The organism is Ruegeria sp. HKCCD8929 (genome assembly GCF_013031405.1).
Lineage (GTDB): Bacteria > Pseudomonadota > Alphaproteobacteria > Rhodobacterales > Rhodobacteraceae > Ruegeria.
In genome coordinates, this window is sequence record NZ_WPZY01000017.1 from 31,618 (window position 1) to 57,450 (window position 25,833).

General features: G+C 62.3%; 27 protein-coding genes. 9 read left to right on the plus strand and 18 right to left on the minus strand.

Features of this window, described 5'->3' with window-relative positions; translation table 11 throughout:
- The first annotated feature begins 9 nt into the window (after positions 1 to 9).
- The 7 genes from yidC (at position 10) to GOX53_RS20595 (ending at position 6,175) form a co-directional block, all read left to right on the plus strand.
- Positions 10 to 1,839, plus strand: a complete 1,830-nt coding sequence (yidC, locus tag GOX53_RS20565) for a membrane protein insertase YidC (RefSeq protein ID WP_171179697.1) — start codon at positions 10 to 12, stop codon at positions 1,837 to 1,839.
- Positions 1,836 to 2,573, plus strand: a complete 738-nt coding sequence (locus GOX53_RS20570) for an MOSC domain-containing protein (RefSeq protein ID WP_171179699.1) — start codon at positions 1,836 to 1,838, stop codon at positions 2,571 to 2,573. Before yidC ends, GOX53_RS20570 begins: the two co-directional genes overlap by 4 nt.
- Positions 2,570 to 3,223, plus strand: coding sequence for a ribosome biogenesis GTP-binding protein YihA/YsxC (gene yihA, locus GOX53_RS20575; RefSeq protein WP_171179701.1), 654 nt, complete (start codon positions 2,570 to 2,572; stop codon positions 3,221 to 3,223). Before GOX53_RS20570 ends, yihA begins: the two co-directional genes overlap by 4 nt.
- 92 nt (positions 3,224 to 3,315) lie before the next feature.
- Positions 3,316 to 4,179 (plus strand): acetylglutamate kinase, encoded by an 864-nt coding sequence (gene argB, locus GOX53_RS20580; protein WP_171179703.1) that lies wholly within the window; start codon positions 3,316 to 3,318, stop codon positions 4,177 to 4,179.
- Positions 4,180 to 4,236: 57 nt separating this feature from the next.
- Positions 4,237 to 5,031, plus strand: a complete 795-nt coding sequence (locus GOX53_RS20585) for a sterol desaturase family protein (protein WP_171179705.1) — start codon at positions 4,237 to 4,239, stop codon at positions 5,029 to 5,031.
- Positions 5,028 to 5,681 carry a ferredoxin gene (locus GOX53_RS20590; protein WP_171179707.1) on the plus strand — a complete coding sequence of 218 codons (654 nt, stop codon included), beginning with the start codon at positions 5,028 to 5,030 and terminating at the stop codon, positions 5,679 to 5,681. The genes GOX53_RS20585 and GOX53_RS20590 overlap by 4 nt, the downstream gene beginning before the upstream one ends.
- Positions 5,678 to 6,175: a histidine phosphatase family protein gene (locus GOX53_RS20595; RefSeq protein ID WP_171179709.1), complete on the plus strand. Its 498-nt coding sequence runs from the start codon at positions 5,678 to 5,680 to the stop codon at positions 6,173 to 6,175. Before GOX53_RS20590 ends, GOX53_RS20595 begins: the two co-directional genes overlap by 4 nt.
- A gap of 69 nt (positions 6,176 to 6,244) precedes the next feature.
- Here the strand turns inward: GOX53_RS20595 and GOX53_RS20600 are convergent, their stop codons facing one another.
- From GOX53_RS20600 to rplO, 18 genes are all read right to left on the minus strand, one after another.
- Positions 6,245 to 7,036, minus strand: a complete 792-nt coding sequence (locus tag GOX53_RS20600) for an amino acid ABC transporter ATP-binding protein (RefSeq protein ID WP_171179711.1) — start codon at positions 7,034 to 7,036, stop codon at positions 6,245 to 6,247.
- A gap of 12 nt (positions 7,037 to 7,048) precedes the next feature.
- On the minus strand, positions 7,049 to 8,356 hold the full coding sequence (locus GOX53_RS20605) for an amino acid ABC transporter permease (RefSeq protein ID WP_171179713.1): 1,308 nt from the start codon (positions 8,354 to 8,356) through the stop codon (positions 7,049 to 7,051).
- Position 8,357: 1 nt separating this feature from the next.
- Entirely contained in the window at positions 8,358 to 9,626 is a 1,269-nt protein-coding gene (locus GOX53_RS20610; RefSeq protein WP_171179715.1) for an amino acid ABC transporter permease, read from the minus strand.
- Between the two features lie 132 nt (positions 9,627 to 9,758).
- A complete protein-coding gene (locus GOX53_RS20615) occupies positions 9,759 to 10,775 on the minus strand; it encodes an amino acid ABC transporter substrate-binding protein (protein ID WP_171179717.1) in 1,017 nt (338 codons plus the stop codon).
- A gap of 209 nt (positions 10,776 to 10,984) precedes the next feature.
- Complete coding sequence (locus tag GOX53_RS20620; RefSeq protein ID WP_171179718.1) at positions 10,985 to 11,692, minus strand: ATP12 family chaperone protein; 708 nt, start codon at positions 11,690 to 11,692, stop codon at positions 10,985 to 10,987.
- A gap of 4 nt (positions 11,693 to 11,696) precedes the next feature.
- Positions 11,697 to 12,368: an HAD-IA family hydrolase gene (locus tag GOX53_RS20625; RefSeq protein ID WP_171179719.1), complete on the minus strand. Its 672-nt coding sequence runs from the start codon at positions 12,366 to 12,368 to the stop codon at positions 11,697 to 11,699.
- Positions 12,365 to 13,408 (minus strand): RluA family pseudouridine synthase, encoded by a 1,044-nt coding sequence (locus GOX53_RS20630; RefSeq protein ID WP_171179720.1) that lies wholly within the window; start codon positions 13,406 to 13,408, stop codon positions 12,365 to 12,367. The genes GOX53_RS20625 and GOX53_RS20630 overlap by 4 nt, the downstream gene beginning before the upstream one ends.
- Positions 13,405 to 13,785, minus strand: coding sequence for a fluoride efflux transporter CrcB (gene crcB / locus GOX53_RS20635; RefSeq protein WP_171179721.1), 381 nt, complete (start codon positions 13,783 to 13,785; stop codon positions 13,405 to 13,407). The genes GOX53_RS20630 and crcB overlap by 4 nt, the downstream gene beginning before the upstream one ends.
- A gap of 53 nt (positions 13,786 to 13,838) precedes the next feature.
- Positions 13,839 to 14,645 (minus strand): crotonase/enoyl-CoA hydratase family protein, encoded by an 807-nt coding sequence (locus GOX53_RS20640; RefSeq protein ID WP_171179722.1) that lies wholly within the window; start codon positions 14,643 to 14,645, stop codon positions 13,839 to 13,841.
- A gap of 96 nt (positions 14,646 to 14,741) precedes the next feature.
- Positions 14,742 to 16,055: a replication-associated recombination protein A gene (locus tag GOX53_RS20645; protein WP_171179723.1), complete on the minus strand. Its 1,314-nt coding sequence runs from the start codon at positions 16,053 to 16,055 to the stop codon at positions 14,742 to 14,744.
- 3 nt (positions 16,056 to 16,058) lie between these two features.
- A complete protein-coding gene (locus GOX53_RS20650; protein ID WP_171179725.1) occupies positions 16,059 to 17,444 on the minus strand; it encodes a trypsin-like peptidase domain-containing protein in 1,386 nt (461 codons plus the stop codon).
- 300 nt (positions 17,445 to 17,744) lie between these two features.
- Positions 17,745 to 18,164, minus strand: a complete 420-nt coding sequence (gene rplQ / locus GOX53_RS20655; RefSeq protein ID WP_171179727.1) for a 50S ribosomal protein L17 — start codon at positions 18,162 to 18,164, stop codon at positions 17,745 to 17,747.
- A 163-nt stretch (positions 18,165 to 18,327) separates the two neighbouring features.
- Positions 18,328 to 19,344 carry a DNA-directed RNA polymerase subunit alpha gene (locus GOX53_RS20660; RefSeq protein ID WP_171179729.1) on the minus strand — a complete coding sequence of 339 codons (1,017 nt, stop codon included), beginning with the start codon at positions 19,342 to 19,344 and terminating at the stop codon, positions 18,328 to 18,330.
- A gap of 116 nt (positions 19,345 to 19,460) precedes the next feature.
- Complete coding sequence (gene rpsK / locus GOX53_RS20665) at positions 19,461 to 19,850, minus strand: 30S ribosomal protein S11 (protein WP_008757289.1); 390 nt, start codon at positions 19,848 to 19,850, stop codon at positions 19,461 to 19,463.
- A 14-nt stretch (positions 19,851 to 19,864) separates the two neighbouring features.
- Positions 19,865 to 20,233, minus strand: coding sequence for a 30S ribosomal protein S13 (rpsM, locus tag GOX53_RS20670; protein WP_171179731.1), 369 nt, complete (start codon positions 20,231 to 20,233; stop codon positions 19,865 to 19,867).
- 440 nt (positions 20,234 to 20,673) lie between these two features.
- On the minus strand, positions 20,674 to 21,318 hold the full coding sequence (locus GOX53_RS20675) for an adenylate kinase (protein ID WP_171179733.1): 645 nt from the start codon (positions 21,316 to 21,318) through the stop codon (positions 20,674 to 20,676).
- Positions 21,315 to 22,679, minus strand: coding sequence for a preprotein translocase subunit SecY (gene secY, locus GOX53_RS20680; RefSeq protein ID WP_171179735.1), 1,365 nt, complete (start codon positions 22,677 to 22,679; stop codon positions 21,315 to 21,317). Before secY ends, GOX53_RS20675 begins: the two co-directional genes overlap by 4 nt.
- Positions 22,680 to 22,789: 110 nt before the next feature.
- A complete protein-coding gene (gene rplO / locus GOX53_RS20685) occupies positions 22,790 to 23,263 on the minus strand; it encodes a 50S ribosomal protein L15 (RefSeq protein WP_171179736.1) in 474 nt (157 codons plus the stop codon).
- A 402-nt stretch (positions 23,264 to 23,665) separates the two neighbouring features.
- Between rplO and GOX53_RS20690 the strand changes: the two genes are divergently transcribed.
- Together GOX53_RS20690 and GOX53_RS20695 are read left to right on the plus strand one after the other, a co-directional pair.
- Positions 23,666 to 24,082, plus strand: a complete 417-nt coding sequence (locus GOX53_RS20690) for a VOC family protein (RefSeq protein ID WP_171179738.1) — start codon at positions 23,666 to 23,668, stop codon at positions 24,080 to 24,082.
- A gap of 467 nt (positions 24,083 to 24,549) precedes the next feature.
- Positions 24,550 to 25,749: a DEAD/DEAH box helicase gene (locus tag GOX53_RS20695; protein ID WP_171179794.1), complete on the plus strand. Its 1,200-nt coding sequence runs from the start codon at positions 24,550 to 24,552 to the stop codon at positions 25,747 to 25,749.
- Positions 25,750 to 25,833: the final 84 nt, after the last annotated feature.

A 25,833-nucleotide genomic window follows, 5' to 3' on the forward strand; every position in this document is an offset into this window, starting at 1 on the left:
CTGTCCCCGATGGACGATCAGAACAAGAATCTCATCCTCGCAACCGCGCTCAGCTTTCTCGTGATCCTTGTCTGGTTCGTCTTGTTCCCGCCGCCGGAACCTGAGCAGGCACCACAGGAAACAGCTGTGACATCGACCGAGGGTGAGGTGGCTCTTGCGCCCAGCGCCGCCGACACGACCGCCGCCGGAACCACCGCCGCGTTGGAGGCCGAGGTCGAGGCAGAGGCCGAAGCGCCCCGGGTTAAGATCGACACCCCCCGCCTGACCGGCAGCATCTCGTTGCTGGGTGGGCGCATCGACGATCTGTCGTTGAAGGATTACCGCGTTTCGCTGGCTGAGGATGCAGAAATCGTCAAGCTTCTTTCGCCGGTGGGTTCGCAATCCGCCTATTACGCGCTTTACGGCTGGGCGCCGAGCGCCGGGCTGACCGGTCAGGATGTCCCGGGCCCTAACTCCGTATGGGCTCTGGAGCAAGGCGAAACCCTTGGGGTTGACAACCCCATCACACTTGCCTGGAGCAACGACAACGGCCTGACTTTCCGCCGTACCATCTCGGTTGACCCCGATTACATGTTCTCGGTGACGCAATCGGTCGAAAACACCTCGCAGGCGGGCGCCAGCATGGCCCCTTACGGCATCCTGGCCCGCCACGGAATGGGTGAGGATGCGGATCTGCCGGAGCTGAAGAACTTCTTCATCCTGCATGAAGGCGTCATCAACATGACCGACGGTACCCTGACCGAGATCGATTATGGCGATGTGCGTGACTTCGACATCGACCCGAACGAGCGCGCGCAGGCCGAGGTGTTCCAGGTCAAGGAAAACGGCTGGATCGGGTTCACCGATCACTACTGGATGACCACACTGATCCCGGCCGAGGGCGGCAACTTCAAATCCGCCGCCAAATACGATGCCCATCGCAAGATCTATCAGGCGGAAACGGTACTGCCGACGCTCACCGTCGCACCGGGTGAAACCGCCGAAGTCACCACCCGCCTGTTCGCCGGCGCCAAGGAATGGGAGACCATTCGCGAGTATCAGGATGAGGGCGTGCAGAAGTTCATCGATAGCATCGATTGGGGCTGGTTCTTCTTCCTGACCAAACCGATCTTCTGGCTACTGCACAACATTAACGTTCTGATCGGCAACATGGGCTGGTCGATCATCGGCCTGACGCTGATCATCAAGGCGATCCTGTTCCCGCTGGCGTTCAAATCCTACGTCTCGATGGCCAAGATGAAGGAACTCCAGCCGCAGATGGAGGCCCTGAAAGAGGCCGCCGGCGACGACCGCCAGAAGATGCAGCAAGGTATGATGGAGCTCTACAAGAAGGAAAAGGTGAACCCCGCCGCGGGCTGTCTGCCGATCCTGCTGCAGATCCCGATCTTCTTCTCGCTATACAAGGTGATCTTTGTCACCATCGAACTGCGCCAGGCCCCTTGGTTCGGTCCCTTCCGCGATCTGAGCGCGCCTGACCCAACCTCGATCCTGAACTTCTTCGGCTGGCTGCCCTGGGCGGGCCCGCAGCCCGAAAGCCTGATGGCGCTGATCTTCATCGGCATCCTGCCGCTGTTGCTGGGCATCTCGATGTGGCTCCAGCAAAAGCTGAACCCGGCTCCCACCGATCCGACGCAGGCGATGATCTTTGCCTGGATGCCGTGGGTGTTCATGTTCATGCTGGGCAGCTTTGCCAGCGGACTGGTGGTCTACTGGATCGCCAACAACACCATCACCTTCACCCAACAGTACCTTATCATGCGCAGCCAGGGCTATACGCCGGACGTGTTCGGCAACATCAAGTCCGGCTTCAAGCGGACGCCGAAAACCGACGACAAATGAGCGGTTCTGTCACCAGTCTCTGGCGGCATCCGATCAAGGCGCATGGCCGCGAAGCGCTGGACAGCGTAACCCTGATCCCCGGGCAGTGCATGCCCGGGGATCGCGTTTGGGCCGTGGCGCATGAGGCATCCAGTGCCACGGGGGCCGAATGGGCGCGGTGCAGCAACTTCACCCGCGCCGCCGGTGCGCCGCAGTTGATGGCGATCTCGGCCCGCAGTGAGGGCGACAAGCTGGTGCTGACGCATCCCCAGCGCCCCGAACTGGCCTTCGATCCCGAAATCGAAGAGGCCGCGTTCATCGACTGGGTCAAACCGTTGATGCCCGAAGGCCGCGCGATGCCGGTCCGGCTGGTCGGTGTGCCCGGCGTCGGCCTGACCGACAGCAGCTGGCCTTCTGTTACCCTGTGCAACATGGCCTCGCACCGGGCGGTCGAACAGAAGCTGGGTCGTCCCCTGTCGATCCACCGCTGGCGCGGCAATATCTGGTTCGACGGGCTGGCGGTTTGGGAGGAATTCGATTGGATCGGGCGCGAGGTGCGGATCGGTGAGGCAGTGCTGAAGGTGCACGAACGCACCGAGCGCTGTCTGGCCACCACTGCCAACCCGGAGACGGGCCAACGCGATGCCGATACGCTCGGCACGCTTGAGACCTGGGGCCACCGGGATTTCAGCGTCAAGGCCGAGGTGATCCGGGGCGGCGAGATCCGCGTCGGCGACAAGATGGAGCTGTCATGAACGCCCTACCCTTTCCTCTCGCCGATGCTCCCGAACCAGATGCCGCCGAGGCTGGCCGCAAGCTGTTTGCCGGGCCGTCGGAATTCGTCAAGGGCGTGGTCGCCATGTCCGGCCTGCCCGCGCCCGACCGGCTTGAGGTCTGTTTTGCCGGCCGCTCAAATGTGGGCAAATCCAGCCTGATTAACGCACTGACCGGCACCAAGGGGCTGGCGCGCGCCTCGAACACGCCCGGACGCACGCAAGAGATCAACTTTTTCACCCAAGGTCCTGATCTATATCTGGTCGACCTGCCCGGCTATGGCTATGCCAACGCGCCGCTGAAGGTGGTGGAGAAATGGCAGAAGCTGCTGAAGCAGTATCTCAGCGGGCGTCAGACCCTGCGCCGGGCCTTTGTCCTGATCGATGCACGCCACGGGGTGAAACCGGTGGATGACGAGATCATGAAGCTGCTGGACACCAGCGCCGTGACCTTTCAATGCGTGATGACCAAGGCGGACAAGGTCAAGGCCAACGAGCGGCAGAAGGTGCTGGATCAGGTGCGCGCAGCGTTGACCAAACACCCGGCGGCCTTCCCCGAGATCGTCCTGACCTCGTCCGAGAAGGGGGACGGCATTTCCACTCTGCGCTCGATCATCGCGCATCTGGAATAGCATCTTCGGCACGGACCCCACGCATTTCCCGCGCTGCGGTCTTGGCAGCCCGGCACAAAGGCCCTAACACGGGTCGCCAGAGGGACACTGGCATGAAGAAACAGAACATGAACCGGGATTGGATCGCGACCGCTGCAACGCTGAGCAGCGCCCTACCCTATCTGCAGCGCTATGACGGGGCCATCGTAGTCATCAAGCTGGGCGGCCACGCCATGGGCAGCGACGAGGCGATGGAGAGCTTTGCCCGCGATGTAGTGCTGTTGCGCCATGTGGGCGTGAACCCGGTGATCGTGCATGGCGGCGGGCCGATGATCAACGCGATGCTGGACAAGCTGGACATTCAGTCCGAGTTTGTGAACGGCAAGCGGGTGACCGACACCGCCACGGTCGAAGTGGTCGAAATGGTGCTCTCGGGCGTGGTCAACAAGCGGATCGTGCAGGCCATTAACGCGCAGGGCGGCACGGCAGTGGGGTTGAGCGGCAAGGACGCGCATCTGATGACGTGCGAGCAGACCGACAGCTCGCTGGGCTTTGTCGGCACCCCGTCGCAAATGGACCCCAAGCTGCTGCATGATCTTTTCGCCAATGACGTGATCCCGGTGATCGCACCCCTTGGGGCGGGCCGGAACGGGGAGACCTTCAACGTAAATGGCGATACCGCCGCCGGGGCGATCGCCTCGGCGCTCAAGGCTGACCGCCTGCTGCTGCTGACCGATGTATCGGGCGTCAAGAACGCTGCTGGCGAGGTGGTGACCGAACTCAAGGCCGGTCAGATCCGCCAGATGACCCGCGAGGGCACAATTGCGGGCGGCATGATCCCCAAGACCGAAACCGCACTGGACGCGCTCCACAGCGGCGTGCGAGCTGTTGTCATCCTGGATGGCCGCGCACCCAACGCGGTGCTGCTGGAGCTCTTTACCGAACACGGCGCCGGCTCGCTGATCCGCCCGGATTGACGGTTTCGTGACACAGGCAGGCTTGCGTCCGGCATTCACATGCCCAACTGTGAATGTATGGAGAACGAGCCCCTCATCCGCGTCGGCATCTTTCTGAGCCTGTTTGCCGCCTTTGCACTGGCCGAAACACTGGCTCCGCGTCGGCAGCGCCTTTATGCACGACCTCGGCGCTGGGTAACGAACCTGTCCATCACGGTGCTGAACACACTCGCCCTGCGCGCGCTGGCAGTGGGGTTGCCGCTGCTCTCGGTTGGCGCGGCACTGGATGCGGGGCGGAACGGCTGGGGTCTGTTCAACCATCTGGGCTGGCCGGTGTGGATCGAGGTGACCTTGTCGGTCCTGATCCTCGATTTCGCCATCTGGGCGCAGCATCTGATCACCCATAAGGTGCCGCTGCTCTGGCGACTGCACCGGGTTCACCACGCGGATCGCGACATCGACGTGACGACGGCGATCCGGTTCCATCCCATCGAGATCGCTTTGTCGATGCTGCTCAAGATCGGGCTGGTTTACCTGCTGGGCCCATCCGCACTGGCCGTGGTGCTGTTCGAGATCCTGTTGAACGGGACGGCGATGTTCAACCACTCCAACGTCAAACTGCCGCTTGCAGTGGACGCGATCCTGCGCAAGGTTTTGGTAACGCCTGACATGCACCGCGTCCATCACTCGATCCGGCGTGAGGAGCATGACAGCAATTATGGTTTTGCCTTGTCGATCTGGGACCGGCTGATGGGAACATACGTGGCGCAGCCCGCCGAAGGACATGACGAGATGACCGTGGGCCTGCAATGGCAGGACGATCGCCCCACGCGGCTTCGGTGGAGCCTGCTGCTGCCGTTTCAGCGCAAATGACCTATGCGCGGGTGGAAAAGGCCGCCAGTGAGGCCGGGTTGAACGTGATGGGCGCGCAGCATCCACGGCTGAGCGGGGCGAAACAGCTCGACGGCGGCACGTTGATCCTGCTTGGCGCGGGGGCCGAGTTCTGGCCGACCCTCGAAGCCGCGCCTGAATGGCGGGATGGTGAGGCCGATCCGGTGGACCGCTGGTCGACCCGGATCATCGGTGCGATGGCCGACGCACTGACGGCGCACGCCTATTTCCCCTTCGGCGGCCCACCCTACACGCCCTTCATCGACTGGGCGCTGAAATCGGGGCGGGCGTTTCTCAGCCCCGTCGGCGCGATGGTGCATGACCGCGTGGGCATGATGATCTCATACCGTGGGGCCCTCCATTTCGCTGAGGAATTTGCCATCCCCGAGGCAACCGGCACCTCTCCCTGCACCTCCTGCCCTGCCCCGTGCACCACCGCATGCCCAGTCGGCGCGCTGAACGCCGAGAATTTCTATGACGTAAGCGCCTGCCGCAGTTATCTGGACACGTTCCCCGGCCAGTCCTGCATGACCGGGGGCTGTAAGGTGCGGCTGGCCTGCCCGCTCAGCGCCGGAGCGGGACGCGATCCGGAACAATCCGCCCACCATATGAAGGCCTTTCACCCATCATGAGCCGTACCCTGATCCTGACCCGCCACGCCAAATCCAGCTGGGACCACCCCGGCCTCGATGACCACGCCCGTCCGCTGAACAAGCGCGGGCGCAAGTCAGCCAAGGCCATCGGCGCATGGCTGGCGGAGAAGGGGTGGGAGCCGGATCAGGTGCTCAGCTCCTCGTCAACGCGGACGCGCGAGACGTGGGAGCGGATGGGATTGGACGCGCCGAAGGTCAGCTTTACTCACGACCTCTACCATGCGTCTGCGGCACAAATGTTGCGGCTGCTGAGCGAGGCAAAGGGCGCGACGGTACTGATGCTAGGACACAACCCCGGCATTGCGGATTTCGCCGAGGAGATTGTGGCTGAGGCACCGCCGCATCCCCGGTTTTTCGGCTATCCGACCTGTGCGACGACGGTGGTCCGGTTCGATATCGACGACTGGCGCGACGTGACCAGGGGCAGCGGCGAAGTACTGGACTTCATCATCCCGCGCGAACTGCTGGAATAGGAAAGGCGGGGTAGAACCCCGCCCTGCCCTTCGTTCGGATGTAGGATGGGGTTTCACCCCATCCTCTGTTCAGTGCCCCAGTATCTGGCTGAGGAACAGCTTGGTCCGTTCGCTTTGCGGGTTGTTGAAGAACTCCTCCGGCTCGTTCTGTTCCACGATCTGACCGGCGTCCATAAAGATCACCCGGTTGGCGACCTGACGGGCAAAGCCCATCTCGTGGGTCACGCAGAGCATGGTCATGCCTTCCTCTGCCAGCTCGATCATGGTGTCGAGCACCTCCTTGATCATCTCGGGGTCCAGCGCCGAGGTCGGTTCGTCGAACAGCATGATCCGCGGCATCATGCAGAGCGAGCGGGCGATGGCCACACGCTGCTGCTGACCACCCGAAAGCTGGCCGGGATATTTATCGGCCTGTTCGGGGATCTTCACCTTTTCAAGGAAATGCATCGCGCGCTCTTCGGCCTCTTTCTTGGGCGTCTTGCGCACCCAGATCGGGGCCAGCGTGCAGTTCTCCAGAATGGTCAGGTGGGGAAACAGGTTGAAGTGCTGGAACACCATGCCAACCTCGGACCGGATCTTGTCGATGTTCTTCAGGTCATTCGACAGTTCCGTGCCGTCCACGATGATCGTGCCCTGCTGGTGCTCCTCCAGCGCGTTCAGGCAGCGGATCAGGGTGGATTTACCCGAGCCCGAAGGACCGGCGATGACGATCCGTTCGCCCTGGTTCACGGTCAGGTTGATGTCGCGCAGCACGTGGAAAGCCCCGTACCACTTGTTCATGTTGGTGATTTCAATCGCGACCTCATCCGAGACTTGCATCTTGGAGCGGTCGATTTCGCGGTCGATAGCCAGTTCAGACATATGTTGAACTCCTTAACGGTGGCCAGTCTGAAGCTTGCGCTCCAGATACATGGAATAACGGGACATGGAGAAGCAGAAGACGAAGAACAACAGGGCGATAAACCCGTAGATCTCCCACACAATGCCGTTCCAGTTGGCATCAGCACGGATTGCGTTGCTCAGACCCAATGGATCCAGAAGCCCGATGATCGAGACCAGAACGGTGTCTTTGAAAACGCCGATGAAGGTCGAGACGATACCCGGGATCGAGATCTTGAGCGCCTGCGGCATGATGATCAGCCGTTGTGCCTGCCAGTAGTTGAGGCCAAGCGAATCCGCCCCCTCATACTGACCGCGCGGCAACGCGGCGAGGCCACCCCGGATCACCTCGGCCATGTAAGCGGCCGAGAACAGGGTCACCATGATCAGAACCCGCAGGATGATGTCAAAGTTTGTACCCGGTGGCAGGAATAGGTTCAGCAGGGTCGACGCCACGAACAGCAACGTGATCAGCGGAACACCCCGGATAAACTCGATAAAGCCCACGCAGAGGTATTTGACGATCATCAGGTCGGACTGACGGCCCAGCGCCAGGACGATGCCCAGCGGAAGCGAACAGGCGATGGCCACGACGCCGATGGTGATCGACAGCATGAAGCCCCCGAATTTGCGGCTTTCAACGACCTCAATGCCAATGGCGGCAATGGAATCCATTGCGCCGACGAAATAGCCAGACAGTGCCAGCCACCAGATCAAAGCCGCAAGAACGCCAAGAATGATGCCAAACAGGTTGCTTATTGCCTTGCTGACCGCCGTGTAAACGAACCAGCCCAGAACAAAGCCCAGCAACGCCGAGAGCGGCCCCCAAATCGTTCCACCCCAAAGCAGCCAAGGGAAGATAAAGGGATAGAGCGCGGTAAACGCGAACAACTTCGAAGGCACCTTGTCCGAGAACAGAACCGGAGCCAGCGCCACACCCAACAGGATGAAGGCGGCAATCGGACGCCAGTAGAGCTCTGACGGATAGAACCCGAAAATCAGCTGAATCCAACGTTCATTGATCACGCCCCAACACGCACCTGCATAGTGACCTTCACGGCCCAGCGCGTGCAGGATTTCCCGACATTCGGACAGCGAACCGGCGTTCCAAGTCGGAGAAAGTATCCAAGGGACGAGACCTGCCAGAACTTTGAAGACAAAATAGATTGCCAACAGTGTCAGGGCAGAATTGAACCAGTTCGAAAACAGGTTGTGCCGCATCCAGCCGATCGCGCCGACTTCGGATGCTGGAGGCTCCTGTTCAGGGAGCATTTCGGTGCGGACAAATCCAATGTCAGTCATCTCAACGCTCCTTCAGTTTAACGGATTCGTTGTACCAGTTCATGACCGCCGAGATGGTCAGCGAGATGGCCAGGTACACCAGCATCAGCAGCAGAACACATTCCAGCTCGCGCCCGGTCTGGTTCATGGTGATGCCGCCCAGCGTGCCGGTGATGTCCATGTAACCCACGGCAATCGCTAGTGACGAGTTCTTGGTGAGGTTGAGATAGTTCGAGATCAGTGGCGGAATGATCACCCGCAGTGCCTGTGGCAGGATCACCAGATTCATGATCCGGTTCTGGCGCAGACCCAGCGCCGCCGCGGCCTCAGTTTGGCCTTTCGAGATGGCCATGATGCCTGCGCGAACGATTTCCGCGATGAAGGCCGCGGTATACAACGACAAGGCGATCCACAAGGCAATCAGCGAATTGCGCATATGCGTGCCACCCTTGAAGTTGAAGCCCTTGAGCTCCGGGTAGCCAAGATGGAAGCCCAGCGCATAAAGCAGGATGCCCAGCGGCACGACGAAAACGGCCACCCTCTGCCACCAGGTGACGGGCCGGTCACCGGTCTTTTCCTGAACGTGGTCCGCGCGGTGTTTGATCCACCTGGAAGCCCAGATCGCGCCGCCAAGCACAATCAGAAATGCGACGAGGTCCAGGCTGACGTCAAAACGCAGACTTGAAGTTCCAAACAGATGGATGTCGCCCAAGCTGTTCGAGAACAAAAATTCGGGAACATAGACCCCGCGGTTGGTCACTGCGACACTATCACCCAGTATCATGCCGGCTTCCGGGTTCTCGCCCCTGAAAGCCCGCGGCGCTGGCAGTGTTTCGATCAGGATCGCCATGATGAACACGATCCAGAGCAGCACCGGCACGTTGCGGAACATTTCGACGTACACGGTCATCAATCGCGCGACGATCCAGTTGTGTGACAGGCGCAGCACGCCGATGATCACGCCAAGAATTGTCGCCGTAACGCAGCCCAGAACCGCAACCACCAGCGTGTTAAGAAGCCCGACAAAAGCGGCCCTCAGATGTGTGTCGCGTGATGTATATTCCAGCAGTCGCTGGTTGATGTCATAGCTGGCCGGCTCGCCAAAGAAACCGAATTCGACCGGCTTTCCAAGCGCCGCAAGGTTGTTGATGGTATTGGAAATAATCCAGGCTGCCAGAAGCATAAAGCCGATCAGTGCTATGACCTGAATGGTCGCTGATCGATACCGCGTATCGTAAAGGAGCATCGACAGCCGGAACTGCTCCTTCGGCGGGTCAGTGAGTGTCGTCATGACCTATGTAAATCCCCGTGACATCCCGGCTTTTCATTCTGGCGGGGTTTCCCCCCGCTCCCACGTGCCGGGCATGTTGTTTGTAAGGATGCAAAAAGGGCGCAGGTTGCCCTGCGCCCTTTCCGCGGATTTTTAGCGGAACGGCGGCGAGTAGAGAAGGCCGCCTTCGGTCCACTGTGCGTTCAGACCGCGCGCCAGACCGATCGGGGTTTCTTCACCGATGTTCTTGGCAAAGACTTCACCGTAGTTGCCACCCGCCTTGACGGCACGGCGTGCCCACTCGGCGTCCAGACCCAGCATCTCGCCCAGGGTGCCTTCGCTACCCAGCAGACGATTGACCTCGGGGTTGTCGGTTCCGCCTGCCATCTCGTCGATATTGGCCGATGTGATGCCCAGCTCTTCGGCCGAGATCATCGCGTTCAGAGTCCAGCGAACGATGTCGCCCCACTCGTTATCGCCGTGACGGACCAGCGGGCCCAGCGGCTCTTTCGAGATGATCTCGGGCAGCAGGACGTGGTCACCGGGGTTTTCGAACGTGGCGCGGGTTGCAGCCAGGCCCGAGGCGTCGGTGGTGTAAACGTCACATGCGCCAGCCAGGTACTGCTGCTGCGCTTCGGCGTTGGTTTCGATCGGAACCGGCTCGTAGCTGATGTTGTTCGAGCGGAAGAAATCCGCCAAGTTCAGCTCGGTGGTGGTGCCGGTCTGGATGCAGACGGTTGCGCCGTCCAGTTCCTTGGCCGAGCTCACGCCCAGCGATTTCGGAACCATAAAGCCCTGACCGTCATAGTAGTTCACGCCCACGAATTCGAACTTCAGGTCGACGTCGCGGCTGAAGGTCCAGGTGGTGTTGCGGGCCAGCATGTCGATTTCGCCCGACGCCAGCGCGGTGAAACGGGTCTTGCCGGTGGTCGGAACGAATTCGACCGCGCTGGCATCGCCCAAAACAGCGGCTGCAACCGCGCGGCACACGGCCACGTCGAAACCTTGCCACTCCCCATTGGCATCCGGCGCAGCAAAGCCAACCAGACCGGTGGTCACGCCGCAGTTCAGCTTACCACGGGCCTTGATGTCGTCCACGGTACCTGCCGCTGCAGCGCCCGCTGCCAGACCGGCGACCGTGGCCGCGCCCAAAATTACGGATTTTTTCATTTTTACCTCTTCCTGATTTTCCGTCCCCTGACGAAACGGTTCGTCCGGCACGATGCGCGTACCGGAAAGGTTACCGAAAAGGGTCTCCCCTTCAGTGCGCATAAGTTTGGGCGCATTCATAAACAAACGTCAAGGGTTGGATCAGCGAAATAGATGGCTCCCCGGAAAAGGTTGACTTGGGGTCACCCGCTTCAGCGGCCCCGTCCGTATCATCCTGAGACGTCGTAGAACCGTTTTGCGTGCAAAAAAGCCTGACGTTTCAACTCGGCCTGTTCGCGTGCCTCCTCGTCCTTGCCCCATTGCTCTTCCTGCCAAAGCTCGTCCAGACGCGAAATGCGCCAGATGGCGTCCGCTTCGCGCCAATTCATGGCAGCGGCGAAACCCAGGATCAGCGAGCCGGACAAGCTGACAAGATCGTGAAACGCCGCCAGGTGAAAATCGCTCATGTCGTGAACCCGGGCTCTAAGCCGCTCGAGCGGGGCCACGGGTTGTGGCTGATGGACCACTCCTGACACTGGGAGCAGCCGCGCCTCCAGCGTTTCCGCCGCCCAATCCAGCGCCGGATTCCAGTGTTCGGCCTGCCGTTCGGTCAGCGCGGCGGGATGTTCGGCCCGGTAGCACAGCAAATCCGAATCGCCATAATCCGCCAGCAAGTCCGCCACCTCGCCATGCTGGTGGTGCACCTTGTCGATGGCGGCATTGGCCGAGCGGGTGTAGGGCATGGTGGCCGGGTCGACCACTTTGTCTTGCGTATCCCATTCCTGTGCCACCGCCTCGGCCATCACCCGGGTCGGCAGGATCAGCGCCGCCTTTGCCGGCGTCTTCACCCGGCGGCCATCCAGTTCGACGGTAAAGCCGTCCCCAGCCTCGACCACGGCGCTGTCTTTCCAGAAGCGTTTTGGTTTCCAGTCACTCATATTGTCAGGTCCAGATTTGCTCCAGCGCCGGTGGCAGCTGTTCAAACGTGTCGATCACATGCCTCGCCTGCGTCAGGGACGATGCGGCATGATAGCCCCAGCTCACGCCAATTCCGGTCACACCGGCAGCAGCGGCCATTTCCATGTCGAAACTCGTGTCGCCGATCATCACTGTGGATGCGGCCTCCACGCAGGTCTCGGCGCGAGCGGTGTCGATCATCGAGGGGTGCGGTTTCGACGGGTGGTGGTCGGCCACCTGCCGGGTGATGAAAAAGCGCTCCAATCCGTGCGCCTCCAACAGGCCTTCAAGGCCACGCTGGGATTTTCCGGTCGCCACGCCCAGCAGGTTTTCGGGCACCGCATGTAACTTTTGTAGCATCCCCAGCGCACCGGGATAAAGCGGCGAATGCGCCGCGCCCTGGCTCAGGCGCTGGTCGTGATAGCCGGCCTTATAGGCCTCGACCAGTTGAAGCTGTGTCTGCACCGATTGCTCGGGCGCCAGCCGGGCCATGGCCTGCGGCAGCGAAAGCCCCACGATCGACAGGATCGCCGGGCGGTCCGGCACCTGCAGGGACAGCGCGTTAAAGGCCGTTGTCATCGCCGAGACGATGCTGCCCTGGCTGTCTACCAGAGTGCCGTCGACATCAAAGAGGATCAGGCGCAGCGGGGCGCTCATTGCAACTCCTCGAACGGATCGTCGGCGGCCAGATCCTCGGTCCAGCCAAAGGTGTTCCAGCTGTCTTTCATGTGATCGGGCAGCGGCGCGGTGATCGTGACCGGCTTGCGGGTCGCGGGATGTTCGAAGGACAGGCGCCGCGCGTGCAGGTGCAGTTTCTTGCTGATGATCCCACCCAGTTGCGCGCCCCAGCCATCGCCGAGGTTTTCCTGACCCGAGCCGCCATATTTGCCGTCGCCAATGATTGGATGCCCCATCCCGGCCATATGCGCACGCAACTGATGGGTGCGCCCGGTGACCGGCTCCATCGCCACCCACGAGGCCCGCCCGGCCACGCGGTAGAGCGTGGCGTAGAGCGTATGCGCACGTTTGGCGCCCGGCGTGTCGTCGACCTCGCTGGGGTGAATGGCGATCATCTTTTCGCCTTCGCCGTGCTTGCCATGACCCGGCGCCTTGACCAGCCCGGTCTTGATCTCGCCCAGATACGGCGTCGGCACACCGGCGACCAGCGCCCAATAGATCTTGCGTGTGTTGCGGTGGCGGAAGGCAGCGGTCAGGCCCTTGGCGGCCTCGCGCGTGCGGGCCATGACCAGAACGCCCGACGTGTCCTTGTCGAGCCGATGCACCAGCCTTGGGTTTTCGTCGTAGCCAAACCGCAGCGCCTCGGACAGGCTGTCCACATGGCGGCTCTGCCCGCTGCCGCCCTGCACCGGCAGGCCCGACGGTTTGTTCAGCGCCAGCACGTGATCATCACGGTAGATCACACAAGACTGGATCATCTTCGCGTCCGCCTCCGAGACGCGCGGTTTCGGATCGGCAGGTTTGTGGTCGGCATCCGGCAAGGGTGGCACGCGCACCGTCTGCCCGGGCTCCAGCCGGGTCGAGGCCTTGACGCGGCCGCCATCCACACGCAGTTCGCCCTTGCGGCACATCTTCTCGATCCGGCCCTGGCCGACATGCGGGAACATCCGGCGCAGCCAGCGGTCCAGGCGCTGATCGCCATCATCGGCGCCCACGGTGATCATCTGCACACCGCTCATGCCCACACGCTCCGCGCCAGGTAAACACCCAGGACAAGCGCCGCCAGAGACAGGCCAACAGACAGCGCGACATAGAGCACCGCGTGCCCCACCGCGCCGCGTTCGTAGAGGGTTACCGCCTCCAGCGAAAACGCCGAGAAGGTTGTGAAACCACCCATCACTCCGGTCATGACGAAGGGGGACAGATGGTGCAGGCCCCGATGGACTGCGGCCACGACAAAGACACCCATCAGGAAGGACCCGATGACATTGACCAATATGATCGCCACCGGAAACTCCTGCGGGCCGAACGCCCGCAAGACGCCCAAGCCGGTTAGAAACCGGAGCGCCGCCCCGATCGCGCCGCCAAGCGCCACATGTAGAACCGAAGAAAACATGGGCGGTCTCTCGCGCGGGCGGGCGGCGATGTCAAGTTATGCGCGGCGTGAGGTCAGATATTGCTGAAATCCCCGTGCCGGCCCACCCCATCGCGAAACCGCCCGGCGCCAGCGGTGCCCTCTTTGCGGATCGCCTCAAGCCCGTTGGCCCATTCGAGCTTCAGCGCCTCGCGCACTGGCATCCCCCGGGTTTCGATGATCGAGCGGCGGTCGGCCCGAACCGCCTCTTGCGGGAAACGCGCGATCTCATGCGCCATGGCCTCGGCAGCGGCGCGCGCCTCGCCATGCGGCACCACTTTTTCCGCAAGACCGATAGCATGGCATTCCCCGGCCCCGACCTTTCGCCCGGTCAGCGCGATCTCCAGCGCCTTGCCCTGCCCAACCAGCCGGGGCAGCCGCACCGAGCCGCCATCCATCAGCGTGATCCCCCAGCGCCGGCAATAGACGCCCTGATAGGCGGTTTCGGCCATCACCCGGATGTCGCACCACAGCGCCAGCTCCATGCCCCCGGCGACCGCCGCCCCCTCGACGGCACCGATCACCGGTTTCGACAACTCCATCCGCGTCGGACCCAGCGCCCCGGGCCCCACTGGCGCCGAGCCAACGGGAAATGAGTGAGCCTCGAAATAAGCCTGACGCTTTGCCGGATCAGACAGCGACGCCGCCAGTTTCAGATCCCAGCCCGCGCAGAAATTGCCGCCCTTGCCCCAGAGAACGGCCACTTTAGCCGGGCCGTCCTCGAAGGCCTGGAAGGCCTCCACCAGCGCATGGGCGTGCTCGGTATCGACGGCGTTCCGAGCCTCGGGGCGGTCGTGGATGATGGTCCAGACATCGCCGGTCTTGTCGATTGTCACGGTCATGAAGGCCTCCCTCTGCCAAACACATGACCCGAGGGAAGCCGGTTTAGCGCGCCGCGTCATGTCCGACGCGGCGGCACCGGCGAAACTGACCCTGCGTTACTGGGAGTTCCGCTGCTCCCGCAGCTTGGCAAAGTAATCCAGCCGCTTTTTCAACTCGCGCTCAAAGCCGCGCTCGACGGGCTGGTACAGCACGGGCCGCTTCATGCCCTCGGGGAAGTAGTCTTGGCCGGAAAACCCGTCCTCGGCATCGTGGTCATAGGCATAGCCCGCCCCGTAGCCCTGATCCTTCATCAGCGAGGTCGGGGCGTTCAGGATGTGTTTTGGCGGCGGCTCGCTGCCCGATTGCCTGGCGAGTTTCATTGCCGCCTTGTAGCCGACATACGCGCCGTTCGATTTCGGCGCGAGCGCCAGATAGACCACCGCCTGCGCCAGCGCTAGCTCACCCTCGGGACTGCCCAGCCGCTCATAAGTCTCCCAGGCATGCAGGCACAGCGATTGCGCCTGAGGGTCGGCCAATCCGATATCCTCGACCGCCATCCGCGTGATCCGGCGCGCCAGATATCGCGGGTCCTCGCCCCCGGTCAGCATCCGCGCGAACCAGTAGAGTGCGGCGTCCGGATCGGAGCCGCGCACCGATTTGTGCAGCGCCGAGATCAGGTTGTAATGCTCGTCCCCAGACTTGTCGTATTTGGCCGCCCGCCGCATGAGCCGGGCAGACAGGCCCCCGGTGTCCAGCGGCGCGTCGACATTCCAGGCCGTAACCTGCTCGATCAGATTGAGCAGTGCCCGCCCGTCGCCATCGGCCATCTCCTGCAGCGCGTCCCGCGCGGCGGGGGTCAGCGGCAGCTTGCGGTCTAGCTCCTTCTCGGCGCGTTGGGTCAGGCGTTCCAGATCAGCCAGACTCAGCCGCTCCAGCACCAGCACCTGCGCGCGGCTCAAAACAGCGGCGTTCAGCTCGAACGAGGGGTTCTCGGTTGTCGCCCCCACCAGCAGGATAGTGCCGTCCTCCATATGCGGCAGGAACCCGTCCTGCTGCGCCTTGTTGAAACGGTGAACCTCATCCACGAACAGCAGCGTCCCCTGCCCGTTCTGGCGGCGGATCTTGGCGGCCTCGAACACCTTTTTCAGATACTGAACGCCGGTAAAGATGGCGCTGATCTGGACGAAATGCAGGTCCGTCTCCTGCGCCAGCAGCCGGGCGATGGTGGTCTTGCCCACCCCGGGCGGGCCCCAGAAGATCAGGCTCGACAAGCTGCCCGAGGCCAGCATCACACCCAGGGGCGCGTCGGGGCCCAGCACCTGCTCCTGTCCGATCACCTCGCTCAGCGTCTGTGGGCGCAGGCGGTCGGCCAGCGGGCGGTGCGGTTCTGCAACCGGTTCCTTGGTGCCGCTGTCGAACAGGTCGGCCATGGCTCAGACCCGGAACCGCAGGGACACCCATTGTCCCCTGCGCTGAAGGTCGATCCGCACCCGGCGACCCGTCTCAGACAGCGCCCTGCGCAGATCGGCGGGGTGCGCGATCTCGACCCCGTTCACACGGCCCAGAACATCGCCCGGTTTCAGCCCGGCCCGCGCACCATAGTGCCCCGGGTTCAGCACAACCACGCCGGTTGACGAGACCGGCAGCCGCAGCCGCGCGATCACCGCCGGATTGGCCCGCGCGACGGTCAGGCCGGGCAGCGCCGTGCGGTCGCCCATCACAGTTTCCTCCGCAGGAGGATCGTCCGGGGCCTCGATCATTGCCACTTCGATCTGTTCACGTTCTCCGCCCCGCAGGCGGGTCATGGTCGAGATGCCTCCGATCCCGGTGATCGACATGCGGAACTTCATCTCGGCGGGCGAATTCACTTCGACCGCATCGACATGGGTGACCACATCGCCCACGCGAAACCCGGCCTTGCCGATGGGACTGCGGGGATGCAGGTCCGAGATCACCACACCTTGCGGCAGGTCCAGCCCCAGCGAGTCGGCGATATCGGCGGTCATCGGTTGCCCGGAAACACCAGCCCAGGGCCGCACGAAATAGCTGTTGCCGTCGCGCGCCTGTCGCAGGAATTCGGCCACAAGATTGGCCGGGATGGCAAAGCCGATCCCGTTCGACCCGCCTGAGCGGCTGAGGATCGAAGTGTTGATACCGATCAGATCGCCGTTGACGTCAATCAGCGCACCGCCCGAGTTGCCCGGGTTGATCGGCGCGTCGGTCTGGATGAAATAGCCGCGCGCATTGCCGGTGGCCGTGCCCGAGCGGGCCAGCCCCGAGACGATGCCGCTGCTGACCGTTTGCCCCACTCCGAACGGGTTGCCGATGGCGAGCGTCAGTTCTCCCACCTCGACCTGATCCGAGTTGCGCAGGTTGAGATAGGGCAGGCCCTGGACATCCTCGATGCGCAGAATGGCAATGTCGTTTTCCTCGTCAGCCAGCACCACTTCCGCGGTCAGTTCGCGCCGGTCGGTGGTGACCACCCGGATCTCGGAGGCCATGCCGACGACATGGTAGTTCGACACGACATAGCCGTCCTCGGACAGGATCACGCCCGAACCGAGTGAGTTCTGTACCCGCGGCCGGGGCGCGCCCAGCGCATCGCCGAAGAACTCCTGAAAGAACGGGTCGGAAAACAGCGGATTGACACGGCCCTGACGGATGATCTTGGCGTAGATATTGACCACGGCGGGTGAGGCCTGTTTGACCACCGGGGCGAAGCCGAGTGAGATTTCGGCCTGCGACTGCGGCACGCGGGTGTCGGCGGCGGCAAGTGAGGCCGTGATGAGCGAAATGGCAATGACTGTTGCGCGAAGCATCGTTTGTCCCGTGCATTCTGAACTGTTTGGGATATGCGGCGCGGCGGTCCGGTTTGCAAGCTTGGTGTCGGATGGGTTTGGTTAATACCGGACTCAAAAGGCCGTTCGAACGGCCTTTTCAACGCGATTTGCAAATCGCGTGACAAGCGCCTTCAAAGGCGCTTTTGCAAGGCGTTTCGAAAGGCCTTGGTGCGATCTCCGAGCTTTGTTCCGGGCCAGGATGATCCGCCTGCCACTCAACGAAAAACCCCCGCTCGGAACCGAGCGGGGGTTTTTTTCCGGCCCGGATGGGCGGCATGATTATTCGTCTGCAGCTTCTTCAGCGGCAATGCGGGCCTTGTCGGCGGCACCTTTGGCGTCGACATCGCGGTCGACGAATTCGATGATCGCCATCGGGGCCATGTCACCATAGCGGAAGCCGGCCTTCAGGATGCGGACATAACCGCCCTGACGCTCGGCGTAGCGGGGGCCCAGAACGTCGAACAGCTTGGCGACGTCCTTGTCTTCTTTCAGCTGTGCTGCGGCCTGACGGCGGGCGTGCAGGTCGCCTCGCTTGCCGAGCGTGATCAGTTTTTCAACGACCGGGCGCAGTTCCTTTGCCTTGGGCAGGGTCGTCTTGATTTGCTCATGCTCGATGAGCGAGCCAGCCATGTTCGCAAACAGAGCCTTGCGGTGCTCATGGGTACGGTTCAGGCGGCGGTAACCACTTTTATGGCGCATTTTTTAGTTCCTTTTTTCACGTTTTGCTTTGTCCGACCGGCGATGCGTGTCACCGGCTCTCCTTGGGGCGGGATTGCCCATTTCTTCCATTCTGTACGCCCCGCACGGGGCGGAGCGTCCGTTTTGTACAGGCCGTAGGATGGGGTTTCACCCCATCCCTGCCTCAAAAGGCGTCTTCGAATTTCTTCGCCAGATCCTCGATGTTGTCGGGCGGCCAGTCCTCGACATCCATGCCAAGGTGCAGGCCCATGCCGGACAGCACTTCCTTGATCTCGTTCAGCGACTTGCGGCCGAAGTTCGGGGTGCGCAGCATCTCGGCTTCGGTCTTCTGGATCAGGTCGCCGATATAGACGATGTTGTCGTTCTTCAGGCAGTTTGCCGAACGCACCGACAGTTCCAGCTCGTCCACTTTCTTGAGCAGCAGCGGGTTGAACTCGAGACCATCGTCCTCGTCCTGGCGGCCGGCGGCTTCGGGCTCGTCGAAGTTGACGAAGATCGACAGCTGATCCTGCAGAATACGGGCGGCAAAGGCCAGGGCATCGTCAGGGGTGATCGAACCGTCGGTTTCGATTTTCAGGGTCAGCTTGTCATAGTCCAGAACCTGACCTTCGCGGGTCGGCTGAACGTCATAGGCGACCTTTTTGACCGGCGAGTAGATCGCGTCGATCGGGATCAGACCGATGGGAGCGTCCTCGGGCTTGTTCTTTTCAGCCGAGACGTAACCCTTGCCTGTGTTGACGGTCAGTTCCATGAACAGGTCGGCGCCATCGTCCAGGTGGCAGATGACGTGGTCGCGGTTCAGAACCTCGATACCGGCGCTTTCGCTGATGTCGCCTGCGGTGACAACTGCCGGACCCTTGGCATTGATCGACAGGCGCTTGGGGCCTTCGACTTCCATGCGCAGGGATACACCCTTGAGGTTCAGGATGATGTCGGTGACGTCTTCACGCACGCCCGCAACCGAGCTGAACTCGTGCAGCACGTTGTCGATCTGGACGCTGGTGATGGCCGCGCCCTGCAGCGAGCTCATCAGCACGCGGCGCAGCGCGTTGCCCATGGTCAGGCCAAAGCCGCGTTCCAGCGGTTCCGCGACGAGGGTTGCCTGACGTGCGGGATCGTTGCCCGGCTTGCCGTCAAGCTGGGTCGGTTTGATCAATTCTGCCCAATTCTTGTGGATCATGTAATCCCTCCATTCCTGCCTGCGCCCCATGACCAACAAGGTGCAGACGCCCGAGGTTTCAAAACGGCGAACCGGGGCCGTGCGAAAACACGGCCCCAGCCTGGTAATTCTGTCGCTTAGACGCGGCGGCGCTTCGGCGGGCGGCAGCCGTTGTGGGCAATCGGGGTCACGTCACGGATCGACGTGATGTTGAAGCCCACGGCAGCCAGCGCGCGCAGTGCCGATTCACGGCCCGAACCGGGGCCCTGAACTTCGACTTCCAGCGTCTTGACGCCATGTTCCTGCGCCTTCTTGCCTGCGTCTTCGGCAGCCATCTGAGCGGCGTAGGGGGTCGATTTCCGCGACCCCTTGAAGCCCATGGTGCCGGCGGACGACCACGAAATGGCGTTGCCCTGCACATCCGAGATCAGGATCTTGGTGTTGTTGAAGGTCGAATTCACATGGGCGACGCCCGATGCGATGTTCTTACGCTCTTTGCGCTTTACGCGTGTCTTGTCACGTGCCATCGGTCAGACCCTCCTTACTTCTTCTTGCCCGCGATCGGCTTTGCGGGGCCTTTGCGGGTACGAGCGTTGGTGTGGGTGCGCTGACCGCGAACCGGCAGGTTGCGGCGGTGACGCAGACCGCGGTAGCAGCCCAGGTCCATCAGGCGCTTGATGTTCATCTGCACTTCGCGGCGCAGGTCGCCTTCGACGGTGTAGTTGGCGTCGATATGTTCGCGGATGGCCAGAACTTCGGCATCGCTGAGCTCATTGACGCGGCGGGCCGCGTCGATGCCCACGGCTTCGCAGATCGCGTTCGCCGAGGTGTTGCCGATACCGGTGATATAGGTGAGGGCGATGGGTACCCGCTTGGCAGTCGGGATGTTTACGCCGGCAATACGTGCCACGTGTCACTTTCCTTTTTCGTTGCGGTTCCGTAACTCCAGAACCTTTTTTCACAACGCTTGACCGTGGCAGTGCCGCCAGTGGGTCTAGCATTATTTCGAGGTAGTCGTTGCACGCGAAACGAATCCCGCGCGCGCGGTTGATTCCCCTTGGGGATGTGGGTGCGTAGTGGAAGATTAAAGCTTGGTCAACCGAATAATTGACAGCAATGTCGACCGTGCTTTGGGCCGTCAGAAACAGGAGGCGCGCCGGGCCTCAAAATCCGAGATGAACCGAGGGCTTGTCTCATCGCGGCAAAAATCAGTTTTTGTGCTGATGTCTCCAAAAGCAAGCCCAAGGAACCCTCCGAAGAGAAATCCAATGAGCCCGCCAATTGCGATACCTGTAAGCAGAGATATTGGTCTTGATAGCCAGATTTTCGACCACAAGGGGACCAACACACTTACCCCAGAATGGCCCCGATCGACGCCCGCACTTCCTTGATGTCAGCCAGGCCGTTGACCGGGCGCAAGTCGCCCTTGGCGTAGTAATAGCCGATCAGCGGCGAGGTCTTTTTGTAGTATTCCATCAGGCGGGTGCGCAGGCTTTCCTCGTTGTCGTCGGCGCGGCGCACGAACTCTTTTTTCTGACCGCAATTGGTGCAGACGCCATCGGCGGGGATCGGCTTGGTGTGGTCGTTATAGACCTCGCCGCAGCCCGAGCAGGTCGAGCGCGCGGTGATCCGGTCGACCAGCGCCTCGTCGTCGACGCGCATCTCGATCACGGTGTGCAGCGACTGGCCCAGCTTGGCCAGCAGGGCCGCCAGCGCGTCGGCCTGGGACAGGGTGCGCGGGAAGCCGTCAAAGATGAAACCGGCGCCTTTCTCGGTCGTCAGTTTCTCTTCGATCAGGCCGATCACGATCTCGTCGGTGACCAGTTTGCCCGCGTCCATGATGGCGGCGACCTTCTTGCCCATCTCGGTGCCCGAGGTGCGGGCCTCGCGCAGCATGTCGCCGGTCGACAGCTGGATCATGCCGCGCGTCTCGACCAAGTGCCGCGCCTGGGTGCCTTTGCCCGCACCCGGCGGGCCCAAGAGAATGATGTTCATCGACGAGAGGGTCCCTTCCTGCTGCGTTTCTTACCCTTGCCGCGCAGCTGGGACTTTTCGATCAGCCCTTCGTATTGATGCGCGAGCAGGTGGCTCTGGACTTGCTGGATCGTGTCCATGGTCACAGAGACGATAATCAGAACCGAGGTGCCGCCGAAATAGAACGGGATGGCGAACTGGCCGCGCAGGATCTCGGGCAGGAGGCACACGGCGGCCAGATAGCCCGAGCCTAGCACGAGCACGCGGTTCACCACGTATTCCAGATATTCCGAGGTCTTCTTGCCCGGGCGGATGCCGGGGACGAAACCGTTCTGGTTCTTCAGGTTCTCAGCCACGTCATCGGGTTTGAACGAGACGTTGAAGGTGTAGAAATAGGCGAAGAACACGATCATCGAGGCGAAGAACAGCAGGTAGAGCGGCTGGCCGGGGCCGAAATTTGCCAGAAGCCAGGACATCACCGGCCCGCTGGCCGCGCCCGACGAGAAGGTCGAGATGGTGACCGGCAGCAAGAGCAGCGAGCTGGCGAAGATCGCCGGGATCACGCCCGCGGGGTTGACCTTGACCGGCAGGTGGCTGGAGCCGCCGTCATAGACCTTCATCCCCACCTGACGGCGCGGATACTGGATGTGGATCTTGCGCAGGGCGCGCTCCATGAACACCACGAAGGTGATCACCACGATCACCATCAGGATGACGCCGACGATCACGGCGGGGCTGATGGCGCCGGACCGGCCGGAGGCGAAGAACTGGGCCAGAGCGGCCGGAACCTCGGCGATGATGCCGACGAAGATGATCAGCGAGATGCCGTTGCCGATGCCGCGCGCGGTGATCTGCTCACCCAGCCACATCAGGAACATGGTGCCGCCGACCAGCGTGATCATGGTCGAGAAGCGGAAATAGAGCCCCGGATCGGTGGCCAGATCGCCCGATTCCAGCGAAACGGCCAGACCATAGGCCTGTACGGTGGCCAGCGCCACGGTGCCGAAGCGGGTATACTGGTTGATCTTCTTGCGGCCCTGCTCGCCCTCTTTCTTGAGTTGCTCGAGCGCGGGCACCATGGCCGTCAGCAGCTGCACGATGATCGAGGCCGAGATATAGGGCATGATGCCGAGGGCAAAGATGCCCATCCGCCCCAGCGCCCCGCCGGTGAACATCGAAACCATGCCGCCGATGCCCTGCCCCGCCTGTTCCATGAACTCGCGCAGGGCCTGTCCGTCGATCCCCGGCACCGGAATGAAGGTGCCCAGGCGATAGACGATCAGCAGACCCAGCGTGAACAGGATGCGGTTGCGCAGATCGGTGGCTTTGCCAAGGGCGGACCAGCTTGTGTTGGCCGCCATTTGTTCTGCTGCTGATACCATAAATCGGTCTCTCTTATGAAAACGCCGCCCGGAACCGTTTTCCGGCTCGGACGGCGTCTTGGAAAACTCTGGTGGTCTATGTAAGCGGGTCGGGGCCCGCTCACAAGCGCTTACTCTGCCGCAGCAGCTTTTGTGACCGTCAGTGAGCCGCCCGCTTTCTCAACTGCCTCGATGGCAGCTTTCGAAGCACCGGTGACTTCCAGGTTCAGCTTGGCGCTGACCTCGCCCTTGGCCAGAACGCGGACACCGTCCAGCTTGCGGCGCACCAGACCGGAGGCGACCAGCGCGTCCTCGGTGATCGCTGCCTTGGCGTCCAGCTTGCCGGCATCGACGAATTTCTGGATCAGGCCCAGATTGACGACGGCGAATTCCTTGCGGTTGGGCTTGTTGAAGCCGCGCTTGGGCAAACGCTGATAGAGCGGCATCTGGCCGCCTTCGTAGCCGTTGATGGCCACACCCGAACGGGATTTCTGGCCCTTGATACCACGGCCGCCCGTTTTACCTTTGCCCGAGCCGGGGCCCCGGCCAACGCGGGTTTTCTTGGGTGTAGCGCCGGGATTGTCGCGCAGTTCGTGCAGTTTCATGTCGCTTCTCCTAAGCCGGATGTGACCCCCGAAGCGTGATGGGCCAACCACGGCGTTTCTTGGTTTTGATTCTTGCGGCGCAGTCGGCCACCGGCTGCGTGTACATCCAAGTGCGGTGCAGTTCAAGGGCGTTGACGGACCGACCGCCGGGGACGCCCATTCGAAGGCGTCCGAGCGCGGAATCACCGGTCATTTGCCTGAAGCCCGGAGCGCAATCCAGGCAAGCGGGCGCAGCGGAGGTCCGATCAGGGGCACACTGGACGAAACCGCCAGCAGCAATGTGCCAGAATGGTCGATCATGCGCCGGTTCGCGTGGCGGTCATTGAGCGGAATAGCGTGTTGGTTTACCGTAGCGCAGCAAACTCAGTGCAATACCCAATCGTCCGATGAGGAGCCCGTAGCATGATTGCCTACCTCACCGTTGGTGTTGACGACATCGCTCGCGCAAAGCGGTTTTACTCTGCGTTCCTGCCAGCCCTTGGTTACGGACTTGAGGAGGGTCCTGAGGGCCTGAGCTTTGCGCTGCAGGTTGAACCGGGCCAGCCTCCCATTCTGCCTGAGTTTTACGTTAAACCGACCTTCGATGGACGTCCGGCTTCGGCCGGAAACGGTTCCATGGTCGCATTCGACGCGCGCAATCAAAAGCAGGTTCGTGACCTTCACGCCGCCGCGCTTGCCGCAGGCGGCGTTGACGAGGGCCCACCGGGCTTTCGTGACGCATACGGACCTCATTTTTATGTCGGCTACCTTCGCGACCCCCAAGGCAACAAGATCGCACTGTTCTCCTCCGATCCGAACGAACCCGGACGAGACGGATAACGCGGGTTACGCGGGCGCCGAAAGCATATGGTTCGCATGCCGGACCCAGAAGCCGCGCCGCAAGGAGATCGGTCAGATGGGCTCCAAGCTGACATGCGCGCCCTGGCACCCAGTCTCAGGCCAGCGACCGAAATGCTTCACCTTGCAACCCGTTGGACCGGCTTCCACAGCATGAGTTGACAATCCTCGCAATTACGACCATATGCGCCCCTAATGTGCCTGCGGCGTGAGCGGGCCGCGCGCCGGGCGAGTTCGAATTACTCTGAGCGCAGCTAATCTTTCTGAACATCCTGATACCCAGATCACGCGGGGGTCGGCGTGATGACGCAGCCGCAGGCAATCCGGCCGGGCAGCAGAGCATCGCGCAACCACGTAACGCAACGCGGCTCGACCCGAGTCGCGACACGACATTTTGCGCGGCCATAGATGGCTGCCCCGCCGAAAAGGAACGGCTTTTGGAATTCAACATGCTGGGGCTGACGCCCCGCCTTATCACCAATCTCGAAACGCTCGGAATCTCGGACCCCACCCCGATCCAGAAACAGGCGATCCCGCATGCCATGAACGGGCGCGACGTCATGGGGCTGGCACAGACCGGCACCGGCAAGACGCTGGCCTTTGGCCTGCCGCTGCTGAGCGCGCTGTTGCGGATGGAGGGGCGCCCTGCCCCGAAAACCGTGCGCGGCCTGATCCTGGCGCCGACGCGCGAGCTGGCCAGGCAGATCGTTGACAACCTCAAGGCCTATGCCGACGGCACCTCGGTGCGGGTCGGGCTGGTGGTTGGCGGCGCCTCGATGGGGCCGCAGATCAACCGGCTGCAGCGCGGCACCGACCTGCTGGTGGCAACGCCGGGCCGTCTGATCGACCTGCTGGACCGCAAGGCGGTGCGGCTGGACGAGACCCGTTTCCTGGTGCTGGACGAGGCCGACCAGATGCTGGACCTCGGGTTCATCCACGCCCTGCGCAAGATCGCGCCGCTGCTGTCGGAGGAGCGCCAGACCATGCTGTTCTCGGCCACGATGCCGAAACAGATGGCCGAGATCGCGTCTGCCTATCTGAGCGATCCGGTGCGGGTAGAGACCGCGCCTCCGGGCCGCCCGGCGGAGAAGATCGCTCAGGGCGTGCATTTCGTGGCGCAGGCGGAAAAGACCGGTCTGCTGATCGAGCTGCTGGACAAGCATCGCGATGAGCTGGCGCTGGTCTTCGCGCGCACCAAACATGGGGCCGAGCGGTTGATGAAGGCGCTGGCCAAGGCCGGGTTCGCCGCCGGCTCGGTGCATGGCAACAAGTCGCAAGGCCAGCGCGAACGCGCCATCCGCGAGTTCCGCAGCGGCGAGATGCGGGTTCTGGTGGCCACCGATGTGGCGGCGCGCGGGCTGGACATTCCGGACGTGCGTCACGTCTACAATTACGACCTGCCGAACGTGCCCGACAATTACGTACACCGGATCGGTAGAACCGCACGCGCGGGACGGGACGGGCGCGCGATTGCCTTCTGCGCGCCGACCGAGATGTCGGAACTGCGCGCCATCCAGAAGACCATGGGCCGGGATATTCCGGTCAGCGGTGGCCGCCCGTGGATGGTGGAAGAGCCGAAGGCACCGCGCAAGCCGCAGGGCCGGCGGCGGCGGTCGGGTCGGTCGTTCAGCCGTCGCAAGGCGGCCTGATCCGCGCGGAAGCGATCTTATGAAAAGCGCCACGGGTTCTCCGTGGCGCTCTTTTATGTGCCGAAAACAAGAACGCCCCCGACG

What these genes read in the sequence shown, in the direction of transcription:
- yidC (WP_171179697.1), top strand. Translation starts at nt 10, where the DNA reads ATGGACGATCAGAACAAGAATCTCATCCTCGCAACCGCGCTCAGCTTT.
- GOX53_RS20570 (WP_171179699.1), top strand. Translation starts at nt 1,836, where the DNA reads ATGAGCGGTTCTGTCACCAGTCTCTGGCGGCATCCGATCAAGGCGCAT.
- yihA (WP_171179701.1), top strand. Translation starts at nt 2,570, where the DNA reads ATGAACGCCCTACCCTTTCCTCTCGCCGATGCTCCCGAACCAGATGCC.
- argB (WP_171179703.1), top strand. Translation starts at nt 3,316, where the DNA reads ATGAAGAAACAGAACATGAACCGGGATTGGATCGCGACCGCTGCAACG.
- GOX53_RS20585 (WP_171179705.1), top strand. Translation starts at nt 4,237, where the DNA reads ATGGAGAACGAGCCCCTCATCCGCGTCGGCATCTTTCTGAGCCTGTTT.
- GOX53_RS20590 (WP_171179707.1), top strand. Translation starts at nt 5,028, where the DNA reads ATGACCTATGCGCGGGTGGAAAAGGCCGCCAGTGAGGCCGGGTTGAAC.
- GOX53_RS20595 (WP_171179709.1), top strand. Translation starts at nt 5,678, where the DNA reads ATGAGCCGTACCCTGATCCTGACCCGCCACGCCAAATCCAGCTGGGAC.
- GOX53_RS20600 (WP_171179711.1), bottom strand. Translation starts at nt 7,036, where the DNA reads ATGTCTGAACTGGCTATCGACCGCGAAATCGACCGCTCCAAGATGCAA.
- GOX53_RS20605 (WP_171179713.1), bottom strand. Translation starts at nt 8,356, where the DNA reads ATGACTGACATTGGATTTGTCCGCACCGAAATGCTCCCTGAACAGGAG.
- GOX53_RS20610 (WP_171179715.1), bottom strand. Translation starts at nt 9,626, where the DNA reads ATGACGACACTCACTGACCCGCCGAAGGAGCAGTTCCGGCTGTCGATG.
- GOX53_RS20615 (WP_171179717.1), bottom strand. Translation starts at nt 10,775, where the DNA reads ATGAAAAAATCCGTAATTTTGGGCGCGGCCACGGTCGCCGGTCTGGCA.
- GOX53_RS20620 (WP_171179718.1), bottom strand. Translation starts at nt 11,692, where the DNA reads ATGAGTGACTGGAAACCAAAACGCTTCTGGAAAGACAGCGCCGTGGTC.
- GOX53_RS20625 (WP_171179719.1), bottom strand. Translation starts at nt 12,368, where the DNA reads ATGAGCGCCCCGCTGCGCCTGATCCTCTTTGATGTCGACGGCACTCTG.
- GOX53_RS20630 (WP_171179720.1), bottom strand. Translation starts at nt 13,408, where the DNA reads ATGAGCGGTGTGCAGATGATCACCGTGGGCGCCGATGATGGCGATCAG.
- crcB (WP_171179721.1), bottom strand. Translation starts at nt 13,785, where the DNA reads ATGTTTTCTTCGGTTCTACATGTGGCGCTTGGCGGCGCGATCGGGGCG.
- GOX53_RS20640 (WP_171179722.1), bottom strand. Translation starts at nt 14,645, where the DNA reads ATGACCGTGACAATCGACAAGACCGGCGATGTCTGGACCATCATCCAC.
- GOX53_RS20645 (WP_171179723.1), bottom strand. Translation starts at nt 16,055, where the DNA reads ATGGCCGACCTGTTCGACAGCGGCACCAAGGAACCGGTTGCAGAACCG.
- GOX53_RS20650 (WP_171179725.1), bottom strand. Translation starts at nt 17,444, where the DNA reads ATGCTTCGCGCAACAGTCATTGCCATTTCGCTCATCACGGCCTCACTT.
- rplQ (WP_171179727.1), bottom strand. Translation starts at nt 18,164, where the DNA reads ATGCGCCATAAAAGTGGTTACCGCCGCCTGAACCGTACCCATGAGCAC.
- GOX53_RS20660 (WP_171179729.1), bottom strand. Translation starts at nt 19,344, where the DNA reads ATGATCCACAAGAATTGGGCAGAATTGATCAAACCGACCCAGCTTGAC.
- rpsK (WP_008757289.1), bottom strand. Translation starts at nt 19,850, where the DNA reads ATGGCACGTGACAAGACACGCGTAAAGCGCAAAGAGCGTAAGAACATC.
- GOX53_RS20675 (WP_171179733.1), bottom strand. Translation starts at nt 21,318, where the DNA reads ATGAACATCATTCTCTTGGGCCCGCCGGGTGCGGGCAAAGGCACCCAG.
- secY (WP_171179735.1), bottom strand. Translation starts at nt 22,679, where the DNA reads ATGGTATCAGCAGCAGAACAAATGGCGGCCAACACAAGCTGGTCCGCC.
- rplO (WP_171179736.1), bottom strand. Translation starts at nt 23,263, where the DNA reads ATGAAACTGCACGAACTGCGCGACAATCCCGGCGCTACACCCAAGAAA.
- GOX53_RS20690 (WP_171179738.1), top strand. Translation starts at nt 23,666, where the DNA reads ATGATTGCCTACCTCACCGTTGGTGTTGACGACATCGCTCGCGCAAAG.
- GOX53_RS20695 (WP_171179794.1), top strand. Translation starts at nt 24,550, where the DNA reads ATGCTGGGGCTGACGCCCCGCCTTATCACCAATCTCGAAACGCTCGGA.